The 21,971-nt window shown below is 71.8% G+C and carries 17 protein-coding genes; 9 read left to right on the top strand and 8 right to left on the bottom strand.

Translation table 11 applies throughout. From position 1 onward, the window contains the following. The first annotated feature begins 3 nt into the window (after positions 1 to 3). Genes nuoL through nuoN form a run of 3 tightly spaced genes read left to right on the top strand, consistent with a single transcriptional unit; the run spans position 4 to position 5,131 of the window. Positions 4 to 1,899, top strand: a complete 1,896-nt coding sequence (nuoL, locus tag BU197_RS01555) for an NADH-quinone oxidoreductase subunit L (protein WP_188266322.1) — start codon at positions 4 to 6, stop codon at positions 1,897 to 1,899. A 5-nt stretch (positions 1,900 to 1,904) separates the two neighbouring features. Continuing rightward, positions 1,905 to 3,485, top strand: coding sequence for an NADH-quinone oxidoreductase subunit M (locus BU197_RS01550; RefSeq protein WP_188266321.1), 1,581 nt, complete (start codon positions 1,905 to 1,907; stop codon positions 3,483 to 3,485). Further along, positions 3,482 to 5,131 carry an NADH-quinone oxidoreductase subunit NuoN gene (gene nuoN, locus BU197_RS01545; RefSeq protein ID WP_188266320.1) on the top strand — a complete coding sequence of 550 codons (1,650 nt, stop codon included), beginning with the start codon at positions 3,482 to 3,484 and terminating at the stop codon, positions 5,129 to 5,131. Before BU197_RS01550 ends, nuoN begins: the two co-directional genes overlap by 4 nt. Positions 5,132 to 5,200: 69 nt before the next feature. On the opposite strand, the gene BU197_RS01540 is transcribed toward nuoN, so the two are convergent. Further along, positions 5,201 to 5,776, bottom strand: a complete 576-nt coding sequence (locus tag BU197_RS01540) for a hypothetical protein (RefSeq protein ID WP_188266319.1) — start codon at positions 5,774 to 5,776, stop codon at positions 5,201 to 5,203. 201 nt (positions 5,777 to 5,977) lie between these two features. Between BU197_RS01540 and BU197_RS01535 the strand changes: the two genes are divergently transcribed. Next, the gene (locus tag BU197_RS01535) at positions 5,978 to 6,910 is read left to right on the top strand and encodes a helix-turn-helix domain-containing protein (protein WP_188266318.1); all 933 of its coding nucleotides are present in this window, start codon (positions 5,978 to 5,980) and stop codon (positions 6,908 to 6,910) included. 40 nt (positions 6,911 to 6,950) lie between these two features. Next, the gene (locus BU197_RS01530; protein ID WP_188266317.1) at positions 6,951 to 7,775 is read left to right on the top strand and encodes a carbohydrate-binding protein; all 825 of its coding nucleotides are present in this window, start codon (positions 6,951 to 6,953) and stop codon (positions 7,773 to 7,775) included. Positions 7,776 to 7,905: 130 nt separating this feature from the next. On the opposite strand, the gene fahA is transcribed toward BU197_RS01530, so the two are convergent. Next, the gene (gene fahA / locus BU197_RS01525) at positions 7,906 to 9,132 is read right to left on the bottom strand and encodes a fumarylacetoacetase (RefSeq protein WP_188266316.1); all 1,227 of its coding nucleotides are present in this window, start codon (positions 9,130 to 9,132) and stop codon (positions 7,906 to 7,908) included. Positions 9,133 to 9,418: 286 nt separating this feature from the next. On the opposite strand from fahA, the gene BU197_RS01520 reads away from it, so the two are divergent. Further along, positions 9,419 to 10,759 carry a peptidase gene (locus BU197_RS01520; RefSeq protein WP_188266315.1) on the top strand — a complete coding sequence of 447 codons (1,341 nt, stop codon included), beginning with the start codon at positions 9,419 to 9,421 and terminating at the stop codon, positions 10,757 to 10,759. Positions 10,760 to 10,819: 60 nt separating this feature from the next. Here BU197_RS01520 and BU197_RS01515 read toward each other — a convergent pair whose 3' ends face one another. Together BU197_RS01515 and BU197_RS01510 are read right to left on the bottom strand one after the other, a co-directional pair. Then, entirely contained in the window at positions 10,820 to 12,817 is a 1,998-nt protein-coding gene (locus BU197_RS01515; protein WP_188266314.1) for a CocE/NonD family hydrolase, read from the bottom strand. A gap of 9 nt (positions 12,818 to 12,826) precedes the next feature. Then, positions 12,827 to 14,332, bottom strand: a complete 1,506-nt coding sequence (locus tag BU197_RS01510) for a peptide MFS transporter (protein WP_223182758.1) — start codon at positions 14,330 to 14,332, stop codon at positions 12,827 to 12,829. Positions 14,333 to 14,499: 167 nt separating this feature from the next. On the opposite strand from BU197_RS01510, the gene BU197_RS01505 reads away from it, so the two are divergent. Together BU197_RS01505 and BU197_RS01500 are read left to right on the top strand one after the other, a co-directional pair. Continuing rightward, complete coding sequence (locus BU197_RS01505; RefSeq protein WP_188266313.1) at positions 14,500 to 15,510, top strand: polyprenyl synthetase family protein; 1,011 nt, start codon at positions 14,500 to 14,502, stop codon at positions 15,508 to 15,510. Positions 15,511 to 15,626: 116 nt separating this feature from the next. After that, on the top strand, positions 15,627 to 16,847 hold the full coding sequence (locus BU197_RS01500; protein WP_188266312.1) for a LolA family protein: 1,221 nt from the start codon (positions 15,627 to 15,629) through the stop codon (positions 16,845 to 16,847). Positions 16,848 to 16,999: 152 nt separating this feature from the next. On the opposite strand, the gene BU197_RS01495 is transcribed toward BU197_RS01500, so the two are convergent. Then, entirely contained in the window at positions 17,000 to 18,316 is a 1,317-nt protein-coding gene (locus BU197_RS01495; protein WP_188266311.1) for a M28 family metallopeptidase, read from the bottom strand. A gap of 254 nt (positions 18,317 to 18,570) precedes the next feature. Between BU197_RS01495 and BU197_RS01490 the strand changes: the two genes are divergently transcribed. Then, on the top strand, positions 18,571 to 19,173 hold the full coding sequence (locus BU197_RS01490) for a GNAT family N-acetyltransferase (RefSeq protein WP_188266310.1): 603 nt from the start codon (positions 18,571 to 18,573) through the stop codon (positions 19,171 to 19,173). A gap of 72 nt (positions 19,174 to 19,245) precedes the next feature. On the opposite strand, the gene BU197_RS01485 is transcribed toward BU197_RS01490, so the two are convergent. From BU197_RS01485 to BU197_RS01475, 3 genes are all read right to left on the bottom strand, one after another. Further along, on the bottom strand, positions 19,246 to 19,893 hold the full coding sequence (locus BU197_RS01485; RefSeq protein ID WP_188266309.1) for a DUF4291 domain-containing protein: 648 nt from the start codon (positions 19,891 to 19,893) through the stop codon (positions 19,246 to 19,248). A gap of 80 nt (positions 19,894 to 19,973) precedes the next feature. Then, positions 19,974 to 20,900, bottom strand: a complete 927-nt coding sequence (rarD, locus tag BU197_RS01480; protein WP_411158429.1) for an EamA family transporter RarD — start codon at positions 20,898 to 20,900, stop codon at positions 19,974 to 19,976. A 172-nt stretch (positions 20,901 to 21,072) separates the two neighbouring features. Next, a complete protein-coding gene (locus BU197_RS01475) occupies positions 21,073 to 21,939 on the bottom strand; it encodes an SDR family oxidoreductase (protein WP_188266307.1) in 867 nt (288 codons plus the stop codon). Between the last annotated feature and the right edge of the window lie 32 nt (positions 21,940 to 21,971).

Genomic DNA, 21,971 nt, shown 5'->3' with positions numbered 1-21,971 from the left:
ACTGTGGACAATCTGATTGCGCTGCTCGTCGGGGCGCCCCTGCTCGGAGCGGTCGTCCTGCTCTGCGGCGGGCGGCGGCTCGACCGGTCCGGCCACTGGATCGGCACCCTGCTCGCGGCCGTCTCCTTCGGCCTCGGCCTCGTCCTCTTCGCCGACATGCTCGGCAAGGGCGCCGAGGACCGGCTCCTGCACCAGCGGCTCTTCTCCTGGATCCCCGTCGAGGGCTTCCAGGCGGACATGGCCTTCCAGCTCGACCAGCTGTCGATGACCTTCGTCCTGCTGATCAGCGGGGTCGGCACCCTCATCCACGTCTACTCCATCGGCTACATGGAGCACGACGAGCGCCGCCGCCGCTTCTTCGGCTACCTCAACCTGTTCGTCGCGGCGATGCTCCTGCTCGTCCTCGCCGACAACTACCTCCTCCTGTACTTCGGCTGGGAGGGCGTCGGCCTCGCCTCGTACCTCCTGATCGGCTTCTGGCAGCACAAGCCCAGCGCGGCCACCGCCGCCAAGAAGGCCTTCCTGGTCAACCGGGTCGGCGACATCGGCCTCTCCATCGCGATCATGCTGATGTTCACCACCTTCGGCACCTTCGCCTTCGGCTCGGTGCTCCCCGCGGCCGGTCAGGCGGGCGAGGGCAAGCTCACCGCGATCGGTCTGATGCTGCTCCTCGCCGCCTGCGGCAAGTCGGCCCAGGTGCCGTTGCAGTCCTGGCTCGGGGACGCGATGGAGGGCCCGACCCCGGTCTCGGCCCTCATCCACGCGGCCACCATGGTGACCGCCGGCGTCTATCTGATCGTCCGCTCCGCCGCCGTCTTCGACGGCGCCCCGGACGCCCAGGTCGTCGTCACCGTGGTCGGCGCGGTCACGCTCCTCTTCGGTGCGATCGTCGGTTGCGCCAAGGACGACATCAAGAAGGCGCTGGCCGGCTCGACGATGTCGCAGATCGGCTACATGATCCTGGCGGCCGGACTCGGCCCGATCGGCTACGTCTTCGCCATCATGCACCTGGTGACGCACGGCTTCTTCAAGGCCGGGCTCTTCCTCGGCGCCGGTTCCGTCATGCACGGCATGAACGACGAGGTCGACATGCGCAAGTACGGCGGCCTGCGAAAGTACATGCCGGTCACCTTCGTCACCTTCGGCCTCGGCTACCTCGCCATCATCGGCTTCCCCGGCCTCTCCGGCTTCTTCTCCAAGGACAAGATCATCGAGGCGGCCTTCGCCAAGGGCGGCACCGAGGGCTGGATCCTCGGCGCGGTCACCCTCCTCGGCGCCGCCATCACCGCGTACTACATGACCCGCGTGATGCTGATGACCTTCTTCGGCGAGAAGCGCTGGCAGCCCGACGAGCACGGCCACGAGCCCCACCCGCACGAGTCGCCGAAGTCCATGACGGTCCCGATGATCCTCCTCGCCTTCGGCTCGGTCTTCGCGGGCGGCGTCTTCGGCGTCGGCGACCGGTTCGTGAAGTGGCTGGAGCCCGTCACCGCCTTCGAGCACGGACACCCGCCGATCGGCGCCGGGGCGATCACCACCGCCACCGTCGCCGTCATGGTGATCGGCGTCGGTCTCGCCTACCTCCAGTACGGCCGGAGCCCCGTCCCCGTCACCGCCCCGCGCGGCTCGCTGCTCACCCGGGCGGCCCGCCGCGATCTGCTCCAGGACGACCTCAACCACGTCGTCTTCGTCCGCGGCGGCACGCATCTGACCCGCTCGCTCGTCTACGTCGACCACTCCCTCGTCGACGGCGTGGTCAACGGCACCGCCGCCTCCGTCGGCGGCCTCTCCGGCCGCCTGCGCAAGCTCCAGAACGGCTACGTCCGCTCGTACGCCGTCTCCATGTTCGGAGGTACGGCGGTGCTCATCGCCGCGACCCTGCTGATGAGGGCGGTGTGATCCCCATGTCCTTCCCGCTCCTTACGGTGACGGCTGCGGTCCCGGCGGTCGGTGCCATCCTCACCGCCGCCGTCCCCGCCGCCCGCCGCACCGCCGCCAAATGGCTGGCCCTGCTCGTCTCGCTCGCCACCCTGGCACTCGCCGCCGTCGCCTTCGCCCGCTTCGAGCCCGGCGGCGAGCGGTACCAGCTCACCGAGTCACACGCCTGGATCAAGGACTTCGGCGTCCGCTACGAACTGGGCGTGGACGGCATCGGGGTGGCGCTCCTCGCGCTCACCGCGCTGCTCGTCCCCTTCGTCATCCTCGCCGGATGGAACGACGCAGAACCCCTGGAGACCTCCTCCCCGCGGTGGCGGCCCACCCAGGGCTTCTTCGCCCTGATCCTCATGGTCGAGGCGATGGTGATCCTCTCCTTCGAGGCCACCGACGTCTTCCTCTTCTACATCCTCTTCGAAGCCATGCTCATCCCGATGTACTTCCTCATCGGCGGCTTCGGCGACCGCGCCCACAGCGGCTCCGACGAGAACGCGGCGGCCCAACGCTCCTACGCGGCCGTCAAGTTCCTCCTCTACAACCTGGCCGGCGGGCTGATCATGCTCGCCGCCGTCATCGGGCTCTACGTGGTCGCGGGGAACTTCTCGCTCACCGAGATCGCGGCGGCGCGCGCCGACGGCTCGCTGACCATGGCGACCGGCACCGAGCGGTGGCTCTTCCTCGGCTTCTTCTTCGCCTTCGCGGTGAAGGCGCCGCTGTGGCCGCTGCACACCTGGCTGCCGAACGCGATGGGGGAGGCCACCGCCCCGGTCGCCGTCCTCATCACCGCCGTCGTCGACAAGGTCGGCACCTTCGCGATGCTCCGCTTCTGCCTCGGACTCTTCCCCGAGGCGTCGAAGTGGGCCACCCCCGCGATCGTCGTCCTCGCCCTGATCAGCATCGTCTACGGGGCGCTGCTCGCCGTCGGCCAGCGGGACATCAAGCGCCTGGTGGCGTACGCGTCGATCTCGCACTTCGGCTTCATCATCCTGGGCATCTTCGCGATGACCAGCCAGGGCCAGTCGGGCGCCACGCTCTACATGGTCAACCACGGCGTCTCGACCGCCGCCCTGATGCTCGTCGCCGGATTCCTGATCTCCCGGCGCGGCTCGCGGCTCATCGCCGACTACGGCGGGGTGCAGAAGGTCGCCCCGGTGCTCGCCGGGACCTTCCTCATCGGCGGTCTCGCCACCCTGTCGCTGCCCGGACTCGCCCCGTTCGTCAGCGAGTTCCTGGTCCTGGTCGGCACCTTCGCCCGCTATCCGGTGGCCGGGATCATCGCCACCACCGGCATCGTCCTCGCCGCGCTCTACACCCTCGTCCTCTACCAGCGGACGATGACGGGCCCGGTGAAGGAGGAGGTGCGCGAGCTTCCCGACCTGCGCCCGCGTGAACTGGCGGTGGTCGTCCCGCTGATCGCCGTCCTGATCTTCCTCGGGGTCTTCCCGAAGCCGCTGACGGACGTCGTCGACCCGGCGGTCCGGCACACCCTGTCGGACGTCCGGCAGCAGGACCCCCAGCCCACCATCCCGAACGTGGAGGCGGCCAAGTGAGCACCCCCGCTGTCCACAGCCTGTGGACGACAGCCGCCGGTCCGCTGGACAAGATCCCGGCACCCCACATCGAGTACGTCCAGCTCTCGCCGGTGCTCATCGTGATCGGCGCGGCGGTCCTCGGCGTCCTCGTCGAGGCCTTCGTGCCCCGCCGGGCCCGCTACCACAGCCAGCTCTTCCTCAGCGTCGTGGCGCTCGTCGCCGCGTTCGCCGCACTCGTCGGCCTGGCCGCCGGGGGCTACGGCTCCACCAAGGCCCACATCGCGGCCATGGGCGCCATCGCCGTCGACGGGCCCGCCCTCTTCCTCCAGGGGGTCATTCTCCTCGCTTCCGTCGTGGCCGTCTTCACCTTCGCGGAGCGCAGGCTCGACCCGGCCGACCACGGCCACAAGGTCGACTCCTTCGCCGCAGAGGCGGCGGCCGTCCCCGGCAGCGAACAGGAGAAGGCCGCGATCAAGGCCGGGTTCACCACCACCGAGGTGTTCCCGCTCGCGCTCTTCGCCATCGCGGGCATGCTGGTCTTCCCGGCGGCCAACGACCTCCTGACGCTCTTCGTCGCCCTGGAGGTCTTCTCCCTCCCGCTGTACCTGCTCTGCGCCGTCGCCCGCCGCAAGCGGCTGATGTCGCAGGAGGCGGCCGTCAAGTACTTCCTGCTCGGCGCGTTCTCCTCGGCCTTCCTGCTCTTCGGGATCGCCCTGCTCTACGGCTACGCGGGCTCCGTCTCGTACGCCACGATCGCCCAGGTCGTCGACGGCGCGGTCACCACGGTCGACCCGGCGCTCGCCGACACCATGGGCAACGACGCGCTGCTGCTCATCGGCTTCGCCCTGGTCCTCATGGGCCTCCTCTTCAAGGTCGGCGCCGTCCCCTTCCACATGTGGACCCCGGACGTCTACCAGGGCGCCCCGACCCCGGTCACCGGCTTCATGGCCGCCGCGACCAAGGTCGCCGCCTTCGGCGCGCTGCTCCGGCTCCTCTACGTGGTGCTGCCGGGCCTCACCTGGGACTGGCGGCCCGTCATGTGGGGCGTCGCCATCGTCACCATGCTGGGCGGTGCGGTCGTCGCCATCACCCAGACCGACATCAAGCGGCTCCTCGCGTACTCCTCGATCGCGCACGCGGGCTTCCTGCTCGCGGGTGTCATCGCGGCCACCCCGAGCGGCATCTCCTCGGTCCTGTTCTACCTGGGTGCCTACTCCTTCGTGACGATCGGCGCCTTCGCCGTCGTCACCCTGGTCAGGGACGCGGGCGGAGAGGCCACCCACCTCTCCAAGTGGGCCGGTCTCGGACGCCGTTCGCCGCTGGTCGCGGCGGTCTTCGCGGTCTTCCTGCTCGCCTTCGCGGGCATCCCGCTGACCTCGGGATTCTCCGGCAAGTTCGCCGTCTTCAAGGCGGCGGCCGAGGGCGGCGCGGGCGCGCTGGTCGTCGTCGGTGTGATCTCCTCGGCGATCGCCGCGTTCTTCTACATCCGGGTGATCGTGCTGATGTTCTTCAGCGAGCCGAAGGCGGACGGCCCCACGGTCGCCGTGCCCTCGCCGCTGACGGGCATCGCCATCGCGGCGGGCGTGGCGGTCACGCTGGTGCTCGGCTTCGCGCCGCAGTACTTCCTGGACCTCGCGAGCCAGGCGAGCGTGTTCGTCCGGTAACCGCGGACGAGGTCCGGCGGCCCGGCTCGGGGGCGAGCCGGGCCGCCGGCATGCCCGGAGCCCCGCGGCTCAAGGGCAGGTCACCGTCGGGTTGTAGCGGGCGAAGAGGCCGTCCGGGTTCTCCTTGTAGAGCCAGACGTGCCGGTCGTAGATCCGGCCGAGGACGGCGTGGTCGAAAGGCCCGTCGAAGGGGCGCCCGAACATGTCGGGGGCCGGCTGCCCGCTGTCCCGGACGATCCACTCGACGGCCACCAGATGCCGCCGTCCGTCCGCGCCGGTCGCGTAGATCACGGTGGCGGGCCGGGCGGGGTCGGTGGAGCCCACGTTGGCCCGGTTCAGATAGTGGTAGCCCATGCCCCCGCCCATGCCGGGCATGGCGACACAGGTGTCGGTCCTGACGAACCCGGCGGCCACCGCCTCCGGCTCGTACGCGTACCGCGCGGTGGCCGTGTACGCCGTCGCGATGTCCCGGGCGACGGAGTCCCCGGCCCGCGCCGGGCCCGCCGTGAGGAGCCCGGCGGCGAGCACCGTGAGACCGAGCGCGGCGGGCAGGGGCCGGAGGGACCGGAAGGGCCGGGGGAGACGGGACGGCCGGAGGGACCGCGGCGGCCGGGGGAGACGGGCGAGGCGGGGGCGTACGGGCATGGCGTGCTCCTCGGAGAGGGGGAGCGCCCCGGGGCGCGGGGGCGCCCAAGGCGTCGGACGGCTCCACCCCGGAGCCCTCGTGAAGAGCATCGTCCCGGCCGGAGGGCGCCGCACGCGGGGGTGACCCATGGGAGGTCTCCGTGCCATCGTGTGAGCCGCCGCCCCAATGGTCTGTACCACCAGGAGGGAGTACGCCGCACGATGAGCGAGACCACCGCCTTAACCGGAACCCCCTGCGCCGCCCCCAGAGACGGCGATCCGCCCATGCACCGCCTCGAAATGAGGATGCCCGGCGGGGTGCCCTTCGCCGCGGGCACCTTCGACACCATCGGCCCCATGTCCCGGGCCGCCTTCCCGCACCGGCACACCTTCTACGAGATCGTCCACGTCACCGAGGGCACCGGCACCCATGTCGTCGACTTCACCCGCTGGGAGCTGAGCCCGCCGCACCTCGGCCTGATCCTGCCGGGGCAGCTGCACCACTGGGAGAACGCCCGGGGGCTCGACGGCAACGTCGTCCTGTTCACCGAGGACTTCCTCCTCGACCACCCCGGCGACCGCGATCTGCTGCGTCGCCTCGGCGAGCGCCCCTGGCTCACCCTCGACGGGCCCGCGCACGCCCGCACCGGCCGGCTGATGGCCGAACTCGTCGAGGAGTACGGGCACGGCGCCGACGGCTTCGCGACCGTCCTGCGCTCCCTGCTGCACGTCCTCCTGGTCCGTACGGCACGGCTGCGGGGCCCCGGCGCGGGCGGGCCGCCGCCCGGCAGGAACGCCGCCGTCGCCGACGCGTTCGCCCGGCTCCTCGCCCGGGACGGCGGCGCCGACGGACGGCCCGTCCGCGCCTACGCCGAACTGCTCGGCGTCACCCCCGGCTATCTCACCGAGTCCGTCCGCGCCGCCACCGGCCGCACCCCCGGCACCCTGCTCCGCGAGGCCCGCACCCGCGAGGCCCAACGGCTGCTCGCCCGTACGGAGTTGTCGGTGCGTCAGATCGCGGCCAGGACCGGCTTCAGCGATCCCGCCTATTTCTGCCGCTTCTTCCGTCGTGAGACCGGCACCAGCCCGGGGGACTTCCGGAAACACCACGACCACCGTGCTCCGTCCATCGAAGGCGGCCGCTCACGCGCCTAGTTTCAATGCCGATCCCCTCCCCCCCCCACGAGGAGCAGGCATGGAAAACGAGACCAGTACCGGGCACGTCTCCCGCAAGACGGTGCTGCGCGCCGCTCTCGCGGCCGGCATGGCGGCACCCGCCGTGCTCATGGGCGTCCCGGCGCTCGCGCGCACCCTCGGCTCCGGCGAGGAGTCGCTGGAACTCACCCCGGAGTGCCACGACGGCGACCCCGTCACGGTCGAGCAGATCGAGGGCCCGTACTTCAAGCCCAACTCGCCGCTTCGCTCCACCCTCCTGGACGGCAACCCGCCCGGTGTCCGCCTCACGGTCAGCGGCTATGTCTTCGGGAAGGCCTGCCAGCCGATATCGGGCGCCCTGCTCGACTTCTGGCAGGCGGACACCAACGGCGCCTACGACAACACGGGCTTCAAGTTCCGCGGGCACCAGTTCACCAACGCCCAGGGCGCGTTCAGCCTCTCCACGATCGTGCCCGGCCTCTACCCCGGCCGCACCCGGCACATCCACGTGAAGGTCCAGGCCCCCGGCCGCCCGATCCTCACCACCCAGCTGTACTTCCCGGGCGAGCCCCGCAACAACACGGACACCATCTTCGACCCGCGGCTCCTGATGACCGTGCGGGACGCGGGCGGTGCCAAGGAGGCGGCCTTCGACTTCGTCCTGAACGTGCCGCAGACCCCCGGCCCGACGCCGACGGCCACCCAGACCACCCAGCCGCCCGGCGGTACCTGGGCGGTCGGCACCGCCTACAAGGCGGGCGACAAGGTCACCTACGGCGGGGTCTCCTACGTCTGCCTCCAGGCGCACACCGGCCAGGCCGGCTGGGAGCCGCCGAACGTCCCCGCGCTCTGGCGCATCGCCTGAGCCAGGGGGCCACAGGCCCGCAGGCCCAGGGCCCCATGGGTTCACGGACCCGGGGGCCCAAGGGTCCGGAGCGCCCCCGCGGGGGCGCCCCGGACCCGCTCCGGTCCCGGCCGATGCCGGGACCGGAGCGTCAGACCGAGGGAGCGACCCGGCCCCGGACCTCGCCCAGCCCCACGCGGGTGCCGTCCGGGCCCGGAGCCCAGGCCGTCAGGACGACCTCGTCGCCGTCTTCGAGGAACGTCCGCTTGCCGCCCGGGAGGTCGATCGGGTCCCGGCCGTTCCAGCTCAGCTCCATGAGCGAGCCGCGCTGGTGCGCCTCGGGCCCGGAGACCGTCCCGGAGCCGTAGAGGTCGCCGGTGCGCAGCGAGGCGCCGTTCACCGTCATGTGCGCGAGCTGCTGCGCCGCCGTCCAGTACACGGTGGCGAACGGGGGCTCCGCGACCTTCTCGCCGTTGATCTCCACCGTGATCCGCAGGTCGAAGCCGCCCTGCTCCTCCTCGGCCGAGTCGTCCAGGTACGGAAGCAGCGGGAAGTCACGCGCGGGCGGGGCGACCCGGGCCGCGTCCAGGGCCTCCAGGGGCGTCACCCAGGCCGAGACCGAGGTCTGGAAGGACTTGCCGAGGAACGGGCCGAGGGGCACGTACTCCCAGGCCTGTACGTCCCGCGCCGTCCAGTCGTTGAGCAGCGACAGGCCGAACACGTGCTCGCGGAAGTCGCCGAGCCCGACCGGCCTGCCCGGCTCCGAGGGGGCGCCGACGAGGAAGCCGACCTCCGCCTCGATGTCCAGCTTGACCGTGGGGCCGAAGACCGGGGCCGGGTCCGAGGGCGCCTTGCGCTGGCCCGAGGGACGGACGACGTCGGTGCCGGAGACCACGACCGTGCCCGCACGCCCGTGGTAACCGATGGGCAGGTGCTTCCAGTTGGGGGTGAGCGCCTCGCTGTCGGGACGGAAGATCCGGCCCATGTTCGTCGCGTGGTGCTCGCTCGCGTAGAAGTCGACGTAGTCCGCGACCTCGTACGGCAGGTGCAGGGTCACCGCGTCGACCGGGTGCAGCAGCGGCTCGATCGCGGGGCGGTGCGCGGGGACGGTGACCCAGCCGGTGAGGGCCCGGCGCACATCGCGCCAGGTGGTCCGCCCGGCGGCGAGCAGCGGGTTCAGGGACGGCTGGTCGAGCAGGGTGGCGTACGGCGAGCCGAGCGCGTGCGCGGCGGCGCCCGCGTCCAGCACGTACCCGCCGATCCGGACGCCGATCCGGCGCCGTCCGGGCTCGTCGGCGGTGGAGAAGACGCCGTACGGGAGGTTGTGCGGGCCGAAGGGATCGCCTTCGGCCAGGTCGAGCGGGCTGGGCTCGGACATCGGTGCGTGCCTCGCTTTCCACGGGTGTGGGGGACACGTTACGGGGCGGGCCGCAGGGCGCGAATGACATGGATCACAGAGAAAGTGCGGCCTCCGTGCACAACTGTCCCGATTGTTCGGGTTTTTCGGAAGGGTGCTCGTCAGACCCGTCGTCACCTGCGGGAACAGGCACCGCAAACGGGATTTTCCGGCCCTACGATCGCAGGGGCATCGCACCGCGTGAGGTCTCCGCAGGCACCTGCCCCTGTCGCTCGCTCCACCCCTGACCAGGAAAAGGGTCCGCACTGTGAAGATCCGTCGCCTTCTCGCGACCGCCGTGGCCGCCGCCGTGACCACCCCGGCCGTGTTCCTCTCCGCCGCGCCCGCGTTCGCGGACACCAAGCCGTCGCCCGCCGCGACGCAGCCGTCCACGCCCTCCGCCGCCGCGCTGAAGGCCGCCGTCGACAAGGCCCAGGCCAAGGTCGACGCGCTCAAGGCCCAGCGCGAGGCGCTCAAGGACGAGCTGAGGAACCTGAAGGCCTCCGACGCCGACCTCGCCGAGCACGAGGCCGCCAAGAAGGCCGTCGCCGACGCCGAGGCCGCCCGGAAGGCCGCAGCCGCGAAGCTGGCCGCCGCCGAGGAAGCCCTCAAGGCCGCCGCCGAGGAGGAGCGGGAGGCCGCCCAGCAGGCCGTGGACGAGGCCGGGAAGGCGGTCGAGGAGGCCGCGACCGCCCAGAAGGACGCCGACGCGCGCCTGGTGAAGGCCACCGAGCCCCTCTCCGCCGCGACCGAGGCGGAGGTCGCCCTCAGCCGGAGGATCTCCCTTCTCGCCGCCGACCTGACGGAGGCCGGGACCGCTCTCGAAGAGGCCCACGAGGCCCTCGACGCCTTCGAGGAGGCCGCCGGGGAGAGCGGGGAGGAGAGCGGGGAGGAAGACGGCGAGGAGTGCGCCGAAGACGACTCCGTCAAGGCCACCCTGACCGGCCCGCGGCAGATCACCGCCGGGACCAGCGGGCTCTTCGCGCTGCGCGTCACCAACACCACGACCCACACCCTGGAGTCCGTGCAGGCCTACACCTTCGCCCTGAACCTCACGGGCATGGACGTGGACGGGGACGCGGACGGCGAGGAGCCCGGCGAGGAGTCCGTCCTCGACGACTTCCTCACCCTGGAGTGGTCCTCCGCCGCCCAGCCCGCCTGGCGGAAGCTGAACCGGGACACCGAGGAGGCCCTCGCGCTCGGCACCCTCGCCAAGGGCGGCTCGGCCGATGTGAAGCTGCGCCTCACCGTCGACGCGAAGGCTCCGGCGGGCGAGGGCGTCGCCTTCGCCGTCGGCGCGTACGAGAACGCGGACGGCAGCTGCGGCGTCAACCAGGAGTACGCCAACGCCCACTTCGACATCCTCGCGGCCAAGGGCGACAAGCCGGCGCCGACCCCCTCGCAGACCACCGCCACGCCCGCCCCGGACACCACCACCGGCGGCGGCAGCACCACCCAGCTCGGCGGCACGGGCACCCCGGACGGCGCCCTCGCCGCCACCGGCGCCGGTTCCGCCCTCCCGCTCGGCTGGGCCGCCGCGGGCGCGGTCGCCCTCGGCGCGGGCGCGCTGGTCGTCACCCGCCGCCGCAAGGCCGACGCGCGGGCCTGACCCGTACCGCGCGGGAGGGCCCGCACCCCGGGAAGCCGGGGTGCGGGCCCTCCCGCGTGCTCAGCCCGCCGTGCGCGGAACGCGCTTCTCCCACGTCCGGTGGAAGACGACCTCGCCGCCCTCCCGGCACACCACCTCGTCGGTGGTGAGGAAGGAGTCCGCGTCGCAGGAGATCTCCGAACGGGTGTCGATCACCACGTCCCAGGCCAGCTCCGGCCGGTGCAGCCGGATCGACCACTCCGAGCGGGTCCGCGCGGACAGCGGGTCGTGCTCCTCGATCGTGTAGGTCTCCCGGGCGTCCTCGGTGAACTCCAGACCGTCCGGGTACACCCGCGTACCGCCGTACTTCGGGTCGACCTCCAGGGTCCACTCGCCCTTGGCCACGTCCCGGACCACGAGCCGCTCCGGCCTCGGCTCCTCCAGGGTCTCCGGGAAGACCACCCCGAGCGGCGGGGACTGCTCGGGCTCGGCCCATTCCACGGCGTCCTCGGTGTGCTCGCGCACCGGCAGGGTGAGCGCGGAGCCCGCCGGGTCCAGGACGAAGCCCGCCGCGTCCGGCTGCGGCCAGATCCACGGCCAGTACGCCGAGGAGACCGCGAGCCGCACCCGGTGGCCGGGTGCGAAGGCGTGCCCGATGCCGTTCAGCTCGAAGACGTACGGCTCCGTCTCGCCGATCTGCGCCTCCACCGCCCGGTCACGGCCGTAGCGGGCGGAGAAGTTCAGCGCGCCCCGGGTGACGAGCGTCGAGGAACCGTCCGGGGCGACGTCGCAGAGCCGGGCGATCACCTGCCCGGTGGGGGCGGCGGCGCGCAGCGCCAGGTTGACCGAGGGGCGGCCGAGGATCTCCAGGGGGCCGCCGTCCGCCGGGACGGGGAAGTCGAAGCAGACCGAGCGGGCGTCCTCCTCGCGCTGGTCCGGCGGCAGGTCGGCGTCGTTGCCGAAGGGGAAGAAGCGCCCGGCGTCCACCCCGGTGTGCTGCGGCGAGTCGACGAGGACGGGCGTGCCCTGGAAGGCGTACGCCACGGGGGTGGTGTGCGGGGAGGGCCAGGAGGGGTCGGCGACCCAGCGGCCCGGCAGCTCCGGGTAGACGGTGGCCGGGGGGTGGGACTCGCTGATCCAGGAGCGGAGCAGCGGTTCGGCCAGGACGTCGTTGTCGGCGCCCTTGAGATGGTGGTCCCACCAGCGCAGGGTCTCCTGGAGGAAGCCGATGGCGGGCCCCGGCGGCAGCCCCCGGTCGGGGTACTGGTGCGACCAGGGGCCGATGATGCCCCGGACCCGGTCCTGCGGGAGGTGCCGGACGAGCCGCAGGACGGTGTCCCGGTACGGGTCGTGCCAGCCGCCGACGGCGAGGACGGCGGCCTTGATCGCGCCGTAGTCCTCGCAGACGCTGCCGTGCCGCCAGTAGTCGTCGCGGGTCTGGTGGGAGAGCCAGGTGTGGCTGAAGGGCTGGACGGCCTCCAGGCGCTTCAGCCACATCTCGCGCCACTCGGGTCCCATCTGAAGGGGGTCCGGCGGGCGGCAGACGAAGGCGAGCATGGTGGCGGCCCAGGCGTGCATGTCGACGCCGAGGACCGAGCCGCCCATGTAGTGGACGTCGTTGTCGTAGCGGTCGTCGGTGGAGCAGACGGTGACGACCGCCTTGAGGGGCTCGGGGGCGAGGGCGGCGATCTGGAGCGAGTTGAAGCCGCCCCAGGAGATGCCGAACATGCCGACCTTGCCGGTGCACCACTCCTGGGCGGCGAGCCAGTTCACCACGGCGACGCCGTCGGCCAGTTCGACGGCGTCGTACTCGTCGCCCGGCAGGCCCTCGCTGTTGCCGTGGCCGCGCACGTCGACCCGGACGGAGGCGTAGCCGTGGCCCGCGTACCAGGGGTGGCGCTGCCAGTCGCGGGGAGCGGTCCAGTCGGTGAGGCGGTAGGGCAGGTACTCCAGGAGGGCGGGCACGGGCTCGGCGGTGACCGGCCGCCACACCCGCGCGTACAGCAGGGTGCCGTCCGGCAGCGGGATGCGGACGTCCTCGTGCCGGGTCTCGTACGGGAAGTCGGTGCGGATCTTCATCTCGGCTCCCTATCGGACGGGGTGCATGGTGCGGCGCAGCCAGGGCGCCAGGGCGATGACGGCGAGGCCGACGAGGACGGCGGCGCCACCGTTGACGCCGAAGTAGAGCGGCTTGGAGACCTCGTCGTAGAGCTTCACGGTCTGTGCCTGGATGCCGTTGGCCAGGGCGAGGGAGAGGAACCAGAGCGACATCGTCTGGCTGGAGAACGCCTTCGGGGCGAGCTTGCTGGTGGCCGACATCCCGGAGGTCTCCAGGAGGACGTCGCCGAGCCCGAGCAGCAGATAGGAGCCGACGATCCACCAGGCGGCCATCTGGTAGGTGTCGCCGGAGTGCCCCGAGGTCGGCAGGACCATGAGGAGGAAGGACAGACCGCCGAGGATCACACCGAAGGCGATCTTGTTGGAGGCGTGTGGCTGCCGGGGGCCCATCCGCGCCCAGGCGGCGGCCACCACGGGGGCCAGCAGCACCTCGAAGGCGCCGAGGGCGGAGGCGTACCAGCCGGCCGGGAAGTCGAAGCCGAGGATGGTCGTGCGGGCGTTGGTGGAGGCCAGCAGGATCATCGTCGAGTAGGCCTGGAAGAGGATGAAGTTGAACGCCACCGAGGCCAGGAAGAGCACGATGTACGGCTTGAGCCGGCCGCGCTCCTCGGGAGTGACCCGGGGGCTGGCGAACATCACCCAGAAGTAGACGACCGGGGCGATCACCGAGATCAGGGTCAGCAGGTCGACGAACCGGTCCATGGTGAGCCAGCCCGCGAGCGAGAGCGCGGTGGCGAGGACGGCCACGACGACCGCTCCGGCGATCATCATCCGGACCGCCCTGCGCATGGCCTCGGGGGCCAGCGCGAACTCGGCGGAGTGCCTGCGCCCGGCCAGGTGACGGCGGCCCGCGACGTACTGGATCAGACCGAGGGTCATGCCGAGCGCGGCGGCCGAGAAGCCCCAGTGGTAGCCCTGGTGGTCGGCGAGCCAGCCGGTGATCAGCGGTCCGGCGAAGGCGCCGATGTTGATCGCCATGTAGTAGAGGGCGAAACCGGCGTCCCGGCGCTCGTCGTCGGTCCGGTACAGCTTGCCGACCATGGTCGCCACGTTCGGCTTCAGCAGACCGGTGCCCGCGCTGATCAGACCGAGGCCGACCCAGGTCATCGCGGCGGTCGGCACGGCCATCGCGTAGTGGCCGCAGGCGATCAGGACGCCGCCCCACAGGACCGCCCGGTAGGAGCCGAGGACCCGGTCCGCCAGCCAGCCGCCGGCCACCGACACCAGGTACACCAGGGTGCCGTAGGCGGCGGAGACCGAGGCGGCGGTGCCCGACGCCATGCCGAGGCCGCCATCGGATACGGTCGCGGCGAAGTACAGGACGAGGATCGCCTGCATGCCGAGGAACGAGAACCGTTCCCAGACCTCCAGACCGGAGAGGCTCAGCAGGCCTCGTGGGTGCCCGAGGAAGGCACGGTCGTCCTCGGGGGGCGGCTGTTCGCCGTTTCTGCCGGTGTCTATCGTTGCTCTGGACAAAACGCCTACTCCTGCTCGTATCAGCTGATCACGAACATACCGGGAGTGACGGGAAGGCGCCCACAGTGATCGAAAGGTGACCGGATACGCTGGCTTGAGCGAATCGAGCGACACATCGACAATCCGTGTGATCGTCAAGTAGACGTCAGCAGACAGGAGACCCCCTCGTGACCGTCGTCGGGCCGTTCGGTCTTAGCGTGCGGGACCAGGCTCTTGAGGCCGATGTCCAGACCGGCCTGGCGGCCGTGGAGGCGGGCCTCCTGGACGCCACCAAGAGCGATGTCCCCTTCATCACGGAGGCCGCCCAGCACCTGGTGCTCGCCGGCGGCAAGCGGTTCCGTCCCCTGCTCGTGATGCTCGCCGCCCAGTTCGGCGACCCGTACGCGCCGGGCGTGGTGCCCTCCGCCGTCGTCGTCGAGCTGACCCACCTGGCCACGCTGTACCACGACGACGTCATGGACGAGGCCGTCGTCCGACGCGGTGTCGAGAGCGCCAACACCCGCTGGGGCAACTCGCTCGCCGTCCTCACGGGCGACTTCCTCTTCGCCCGCGCCTCGCACACCCTCGCCGACCTCGGCCCCGAGGCCGTCCGCATCCAGGCCGAGGCCTTCGAGCGGCTGGTCACCGGTCAGATCCTGGAGACCGCGGGCCCCCGCGACGGCCGCGACCCCGTCGCCCACTACCTCGACGTCCTCGGCGGCAAGACCGGCTCGCTCGTCGCCGTCTCCTGCCGCTTCGGCGCCATGATGTCCGGCGCCGACGAGAGCGTCGTCGAAACCCTCACCCAGTACGGCGAACGGCTCGGCGTCGCCTTCCAGCTCGCCGACGACGTCCTCGATATCGCCTCCGATTCCCACGAGTCCGGCAAGACCCCCGGCACCGACCTGCGCGAGGGCGTCCCCACCCTGCCGATCCTGCATCTGCGGGCCGCCGCCGCGGCCCACGGCCGCCCCGAGGACCTCGAACTCGTCGCCCTCGTCGACGGCGACCTCGCCGACGACAGCCGGCACGCCGAGGCGCTGCGCCGACTGCGCGCCCACCCGGCCCTCGACCAGGCGCGCAGGGACACCGTGCGGTACGCGGAGGAGGCCCGCGCGATGCTGGCGCCGCTGCCCGAGGGCTACGCGAAGGCCGCCCTCGCCGAGATGTGCGACGCGGTTGTCCACCGAGCGGGGTAATTCCTCTCGGGGTCGGGTCATCCCGTAGCAGTACGCCAGGTTGAGCCCGGGGGCTGACGCTTCCGGGCTTTCTCCTTGATGGGATGGGGACATCGACCACGGAGGAAGCGGAGACCATGGCAGAGACCCGTAAGGCGAGCCGGTTCATCGTCCCGATAGCGGTGGCAACAGTGGCCGCGGCGACCATCGGGCTCGTCCCGGCGCTGGCGGCGTCCGGAGACCCCGACCTGCCCGAGATCACGGCCGCGCAGCTCATCGAGAAGATCGCCGCCTCGGACACCCAGACCCTGTCCGGCACGTTCCGGATCTCCACCGACCTCGGACTGCCGTCCCTCGGCGGTCTGACGCCGGGACTCGACGGGCTCGGCGCCCTCACCGGCGGAGGCGGCGGCGGGACCTCGTCGGCCGACCCCACGGCGAAGCTCGGCGAGCTGCTCTCCGGCAGCCACACCCTGCGCGTCGCGGCCGACGGCCCCGAGCGCCAGAAGCTCACCCTGCTCGACGGCTCCGACGAGTACAGCCTCGTCCACAACGGGCGGGACGTCTGGGCCTACGACAGCAAGTCCCGCGAGGTCCACCACGGTGAGACCGGCCCCGCCGGGAAGGCCGAGAAGCTCCCGGCCACGCCCAAGCAGCTCGCCGACGAGGTCCTGAAGGCGGCGGGCGACCACACCTCGCTCACCGTCGACGGGACCGCCAAGGTGGCCGGGCGGAGCGCGTACCAGTTGGTGATCAAGCCGAAGCAGAGCGGTTCGACGGTGGAGTCGGTGAAGATCGCGGTGGACGCGGCGACCGGCCTGCCGCTGAAGTTCACGCTTGCCTCCGTCGAGGGCGGCAAGCCCGTCGTCGACGCGGGATTCACCAAGGTCGACTTCGCGAAGCCGGCCGCATCGGAGTTCGACTTCAAGGTGCCGAAGGGCGCGAAGGTGACGGAGGAGGGAGCCGGGGCCGGAGACGGACCGGGTCTCGCTCCGGGGGACCTCGGCGACGATCTGCCCGAGGGCTTCGAGGAGGGACTGCCCGGCCTCGGCGGGGAGTCCGGGGGTCCGGACTCCGGTCTGCCCCAGGGCCCGAAGACCATCGGCGAGGGCTGGACGACCATCGCGACGCTCGACACCGGAGCCGACCCGACGGCCGCTCTCGACGAGGCACCGAAGGAGTTCAAGGGCCTGCTCGACTCCTTCGGCGACAAGGTCACCGGGAAGTTCGGCAAGGGCACCCTCTTCAAGACGAAGCTGGTGAACGCCCTCCTCACCGACGACGGCAAGGTCTACGTCGGCGCGGTGACGAAGGACGGCCTGATCGACGCGGCGAACGCGGCGAACGCGGCCAAGTAGCGGCGGAGTTGGTGACCCGGGCGGGTCGGGGGCGATGGTCACCGGCCCACCCGGGAGTCTTGCGCTGTCCGGCGCCGCCGGACCGAGGGAACGTCGGCACCGGTCCTTACGGGGCGTGGGCCCCGGCCCTTACGGGGCGTCGGTCCCGGCCCTTACGGGAACGTCAACTTGAAGCCGCTGATGTAACCGGTGTCGGAGGACGCCTTGTCCTGGGCGCGGAGCTGCCAGACGCCGTTGGCGACCTTGGCGGAGGCGTTGACCGTGAAGGTCTGGACGATGTTGTCCGCGCTGCCGCCCGCTCGGTTGTGCAGGTTGTAGACCGTGCCGTCGGGGGCGATCAGGTCGACGATCAGGTCGCCGATCCAGGTGTGCGCGATGTCCACGCCGACCGCGAGGTTGGCCGGGGCGTTGCCGGTGATGCCGGTGACGGTCACCGAGGTGGTCACCGCGGCGCCGTTGTCCGGGATGGCCACGTCGGCGGTGTTCTCGAAGACCTTGCCGGTGGGCGGGGTCGTCGAACCGGCCGACAGGTTCCAGATCGCGTACGCGATGGCGTCCGAGTTCCGGTCCAGGGCGGTGTCGTTGATGTTCGCCGTGGTGTCGCAGGACGCGTGGTAGCAGCGGTCGAACGCCAGACCCGAGGTGCCGCCCCACTTCTGGGCCTGCGCGGCGGTCTTGATGTAGTCGGCGCCGGAGAAGAGCCCGCCGACCGGGATGCCCACGTTCTTGAACGGCGCGTGGTCGGAGCGGCCGTCGCCCTCGGTCTCGATCTCGGTGGGGACGCCGATCCCCGCGAAGTAGTTCTTGAAGGTCTGCTCGATCGTCGGGTCGTCGTCGTAGACGAAGTAGCCCGGGTTCGGCGAGCCGACCATGTCGAAGTTCAGATAGCCCTTGATCTTCGCGCGGTCGGCGGTGGGCAGGTTGGTGACGTAGTACTTCGAGCCGACCATGCCGTACTCCTCGGCGCCCCACCAGCCGAAGCGCAGGTGCTTCGCCGGCTGGAGCTGGGCGCGGGAGACGGCGAGCGCGGCTTCCAGGGTCGCGGCGGAGCCGGAGCCGTTGTCGTTGATGCCGGGGCCCGCGGTCACCGAGTCGAGGTGGGAGCCCGACATGATCACCTGGTTGGGGTCGCCGCCCGGCCAGTCGGCTATCAGGTTGTAGCCGGTGGAGCCGCCGTAGCTGAAGGTCTGGAGGGCGGTGGTGAATCCGGCCGCGTCCAGCTTGGCCTTCACGAAGTCGATCGAGGCCTTGTAGCCGGTACGGCCATGGGCGCGGTTGCCGCCGTTGGCGGTGGCGATCGCCTGGAGGTCAGCCAGGTGCTGCTTGACGTTGGCGACGGGGATGTCCGGCGCGGCGACGGCGGCCGTCGCGGTGGGGCTGGCGGAGGCGGTGGTGCCGGTGAGTCCGCCGAGGGCGAGCGCCGCGAGGGCGGCGGCCGTGGTGACGCGTCTGGGCACGGAGGAGTTCATGAGGGGGGCTCCGGATTCCGAACGGGGACGGGACGGAACGTGCGAGACGCCCCGGGCGTGGGTGCCACGAGGCGCTGGAGCTGTGCGAATGCGCGTGCAGTGTTCAGTTGTTCTCTCGTGCTGCTGTTCGCTGTGCGTGCTGAATGGTCGGCGAGAGGGTGATTCTGCGTCAAGAGCGGAAACCGGTCAGTTGGGTTCGCTCATCGGACGGGCCGACGGCCCCGGATGGCGCCCAAGATCATTTGCTGGGCAGAATGAACCGTATGGCTCTCTCGAACATACCGACGAAGGCGACGGTCGAGGACGCTCCGGCGATCAGCCGGGCCCTGGCCCGCGCCTTCTGCGACGACCCCATGATGCGCTGGTTCTTCCCCGAGGAAGCCACCCGCGAGGACGGCCTCGGCCGCTACTTCACCACCCTCTTCACCCGCCAGTACGGGCTCCACGGCGTGTGCGAACGCACCGACGCCGCCGCCGCGTTCTGGGTGGCGCCCGAGGGCCAGGAGAAGGCGGTGCCCGACGCGGGGACCGTCCAGGAGCTGGCCGACATCCTCGGCGACCGCGCCGGACTCTTCCGCGAGGCGGTCGAATCCGCCGCCGCGCACACCCCGCCGGAGCCCCACTGGTACCTCGCCGTCATCGGCGCCGACCCCGAAGCCCGGGGCCAGGGCCACGGCTCCGCCCTCCTCCGCTCGGGCCTGGCCAAGGCGGACGCGGCGGGCCTCCCCGTCTACCTGGAGTCCTCCAAGCCGGAGAACCTCCCCGTCTACGAACACTTCGGCTTCACCACCCTCGGCGAAGCCACCCTCCCCGGCGGCGGCCCGACCCTGTGGGCGATGCGCAGGGCGCCGCGCTGAGAGGCGTCCGACGGGGCGGTGGCGGCGGGCTCCCTCACGGGGTGCCCGTCGCCCCGCCCGCGACCTCACCCGTCACTCCGCCCCCGTCGCTCCCCGTGTCGCTCCGTCCGCATCCCCGTCCGCGCCCCCGGCCCGCAGGTGGTCGAGCAGCCCCGGGACCTCCGGGTACGGCTCCTCGCGGGGCAGCAGCGGGCGGGCCGCCTCGGCGCCCCCGGCCCGTACCAGCGCGTGGATCCGGTGGGCGAGCGGCGTGACGTCGGTGAGGGACACCGTCCACTCGTCGGCGTACCGCCGGGCGGCCTCGCCGGTGAGCCCGAGCTGGAGCGAGCGGTGGGGGAGCGCCCGCAGCAGCGGGTCGCGCTCCGGGTCCCACTGGACGCGGGCCGGTGCCCGGCGCAGCTCGCGCCGCCGGCCGGCCCGGTCGGGGTGGAACCCGCGCGCGTAGTGCGAGAGGCAGGCGTGACGCAGGGCCCACTCGAAGCCCTCGCGGGTGATCTCCACGGCGAGGACGGTCTCCTGGCCCTCCTTCAGGCCCCAGCCCGAGCGGTACATCATCCACAGGAACGAGGGCTTGATCCAGGTCATCCGGTCCCGCTTCCAGGCGGCCGGAAAACGACCCTCGCGGGCGGCGGGCAGCCCGATGGCGGGCGGGTAGGCCTGGTAGACGGTGACCGTGTGCGCCGTGTGCCGCGCACGGATCCGGTACTTCGGTTCTTCCATGGGCCCAGGGTGGGACGGAGCCCCCGCGCCCGGCCACCGGATTTACGGGGCCGGGCGCGGGGGCTCGTGGACCGGACCCGTCAGAGGGCGGTCCGGGTCGGGTCCTCCGTCGCCGGTGTGGCCTTGGTGGTTTCGGCCAGGGCGGATGCTTCCCGCCGGGCCGCTTCCATCGCCGCCCGGCTCCGGCGGGCCGTGCGCAGGGCGTCCCAGGTGAGGAGGATCAGGGCCAGCCAGACCAGGGAGAAGCCCGCCCAGCGCTCCGGGGGCATCTCCTCGTGGAAGTACAGGATGCCCAGGAGGAACTGGAAGGTCGGCGCCAGGTACTGGAGGAGGCCGAGGGTCGAGAGCGGGACGCGTATCGCCGCCGCGCCGAAGCAGACGAGCGGGACCGCCGTGACGATGCCGGTGGCCGCGAGCAGGGCGGTGTGTCCGGCGCCGTGGGAGCCGAAGGCCAGATCGCCCCGGGTGCCGAGCCAGATCAGATAGCCGAGCGCGGGCAGGAACTGGACGGCGGTCTCTGCGGCCAGCGATTCCAGGCCACCGAGGTTGACCTTCTTCTTCACCAGCCCGTAGACGGCGAAGGAGAACGCCAGGGTGAGCGAGATCCACGGCAGCTGCCCGTAGCCGATCGCCAGGACGAGGACGGCGGCGAAGCCGACGCCGACCGCCGCCCACTGCGCGGGCCGGAGCCGTTCCTGGAGGACGAGGACGCCGAGCGCGATGGTGACCAGCGGGTTGATGAAGTACCCGAGGGAGGCCTCGACGACATGGCCGGTGTTCACGGACCAGATGTACAGGCCCCAGTTCACCGTGATCACGGCCGCCGCGATGGTGATCAGGCCCAGCTTGCGCGGGCTGCGCACGAGGTCGCCGACCCAGTCCCAGCGGCGCACGGCGAGCAGCGCGAGGCCGACGAAGGCCAGTGACCACACCATCCGGTGGGCCAGGATCTCGACGGCCCCCGCGGGTCTGAGGAGCGGCCAGAAGAGCGGGACAAGACCCCACATGCCGTAGGCGCCGATCCCGTAGAGCAGTCCCGCTCTTTCCTCGTTCACCGTCTGCACCGGTTTCACCGGACCTCCCGCCCCCTGCGCCGCGCTGTCGTGGGGAAAGGTAGCGCCGCACCGGGCGGATTGTCATGCACGTACCGCAATACGGTCATGACCGCGAGGGGGCCGGTCAGGAGGCGGCCAGGGCCTCGCCGACCGTCTCGCCGAGCGGGGTGGTGGGGCGGCCGATGAGCCGGGCCAGGTCGCCGGTGCGCAGGGCGAGCGCGCCGTGCTCCACGGCCCGGTCGACGTCGACGAGGATCTCCGCGAAGGCGGCGGGGAGCCCGGCGCCGGTCAGGATCTCCAGGTGGGCCTGGGCGGGCACGTTCCGGTACGTGATCTCCCGGCCGGAGCGGGCGGCGATCTCGGCCGCGTACTCGGCGAAGGACCAGGCGGTGTCGCCGCTCAGCTCGTACGCCCGGTTCAGGTGCTCCTCGGCCGGGCCGGTCAGGACGGCGGCGGCCGCGGCGGCGTAGTCGGCGCGGGTGGCGGAGGCGATCCGGCCCTCGCCCGCGTTGGCGACGACGGCGCCGTGGGCCAGGACGGGGGCGAGGTTCTCGGTGTAGTTCTCGGTGTACCAGCCGTTGCGCAGGAAGGTGTACGGCAGCTCCGAGGCGAGGATCAGCCGCTCGGTCTCCTTGTGCTCGGCGGCCAGCTCGAAGTCGGCCTCCGGGCCGCCGAGGATGCCGGTGTACGCGAGCTGGGCCACGCCCGCCGCCTTGGCCGCGTCGATCACGGCGGTGTGCTGGGGGACGCGGCGGCCGACCTCGCTGCCCGAGATCAGCAGCACCCGGTCCCCGGCGGCGAAGACGCCGGCCAGCGTCTCCGGCCGGTCGTAGTCGGCGATCCGCAGTTCGACACCGCGCGCGGCGAGGTCGGCGGCCTTCTCCTCGTTCCGGACGACGGCGGCGACCGAGCCGGCCGGGACGGTGGCGAGGAGGGCGTCGATGACATGGCGGCCGAGGTGGCCGGTGGCTCCGGTGACGACGATGCTCATGGTGCTGCTTCCTTCTCCCGTGGGGGGTGTGA

The organism is Streptomyces sp. CBMA291, from assembly GCF_014596525.1.
In the GTDB taxonomy this organism is placed as follows: Bacteria; Actinomycetota; Actinomycetes; order Streptomycetales; family Streptomycetaceae; genus Streptomyces.
This window is presented reverse-complemented; position numbering and strand designations above follow the sequence as displayed.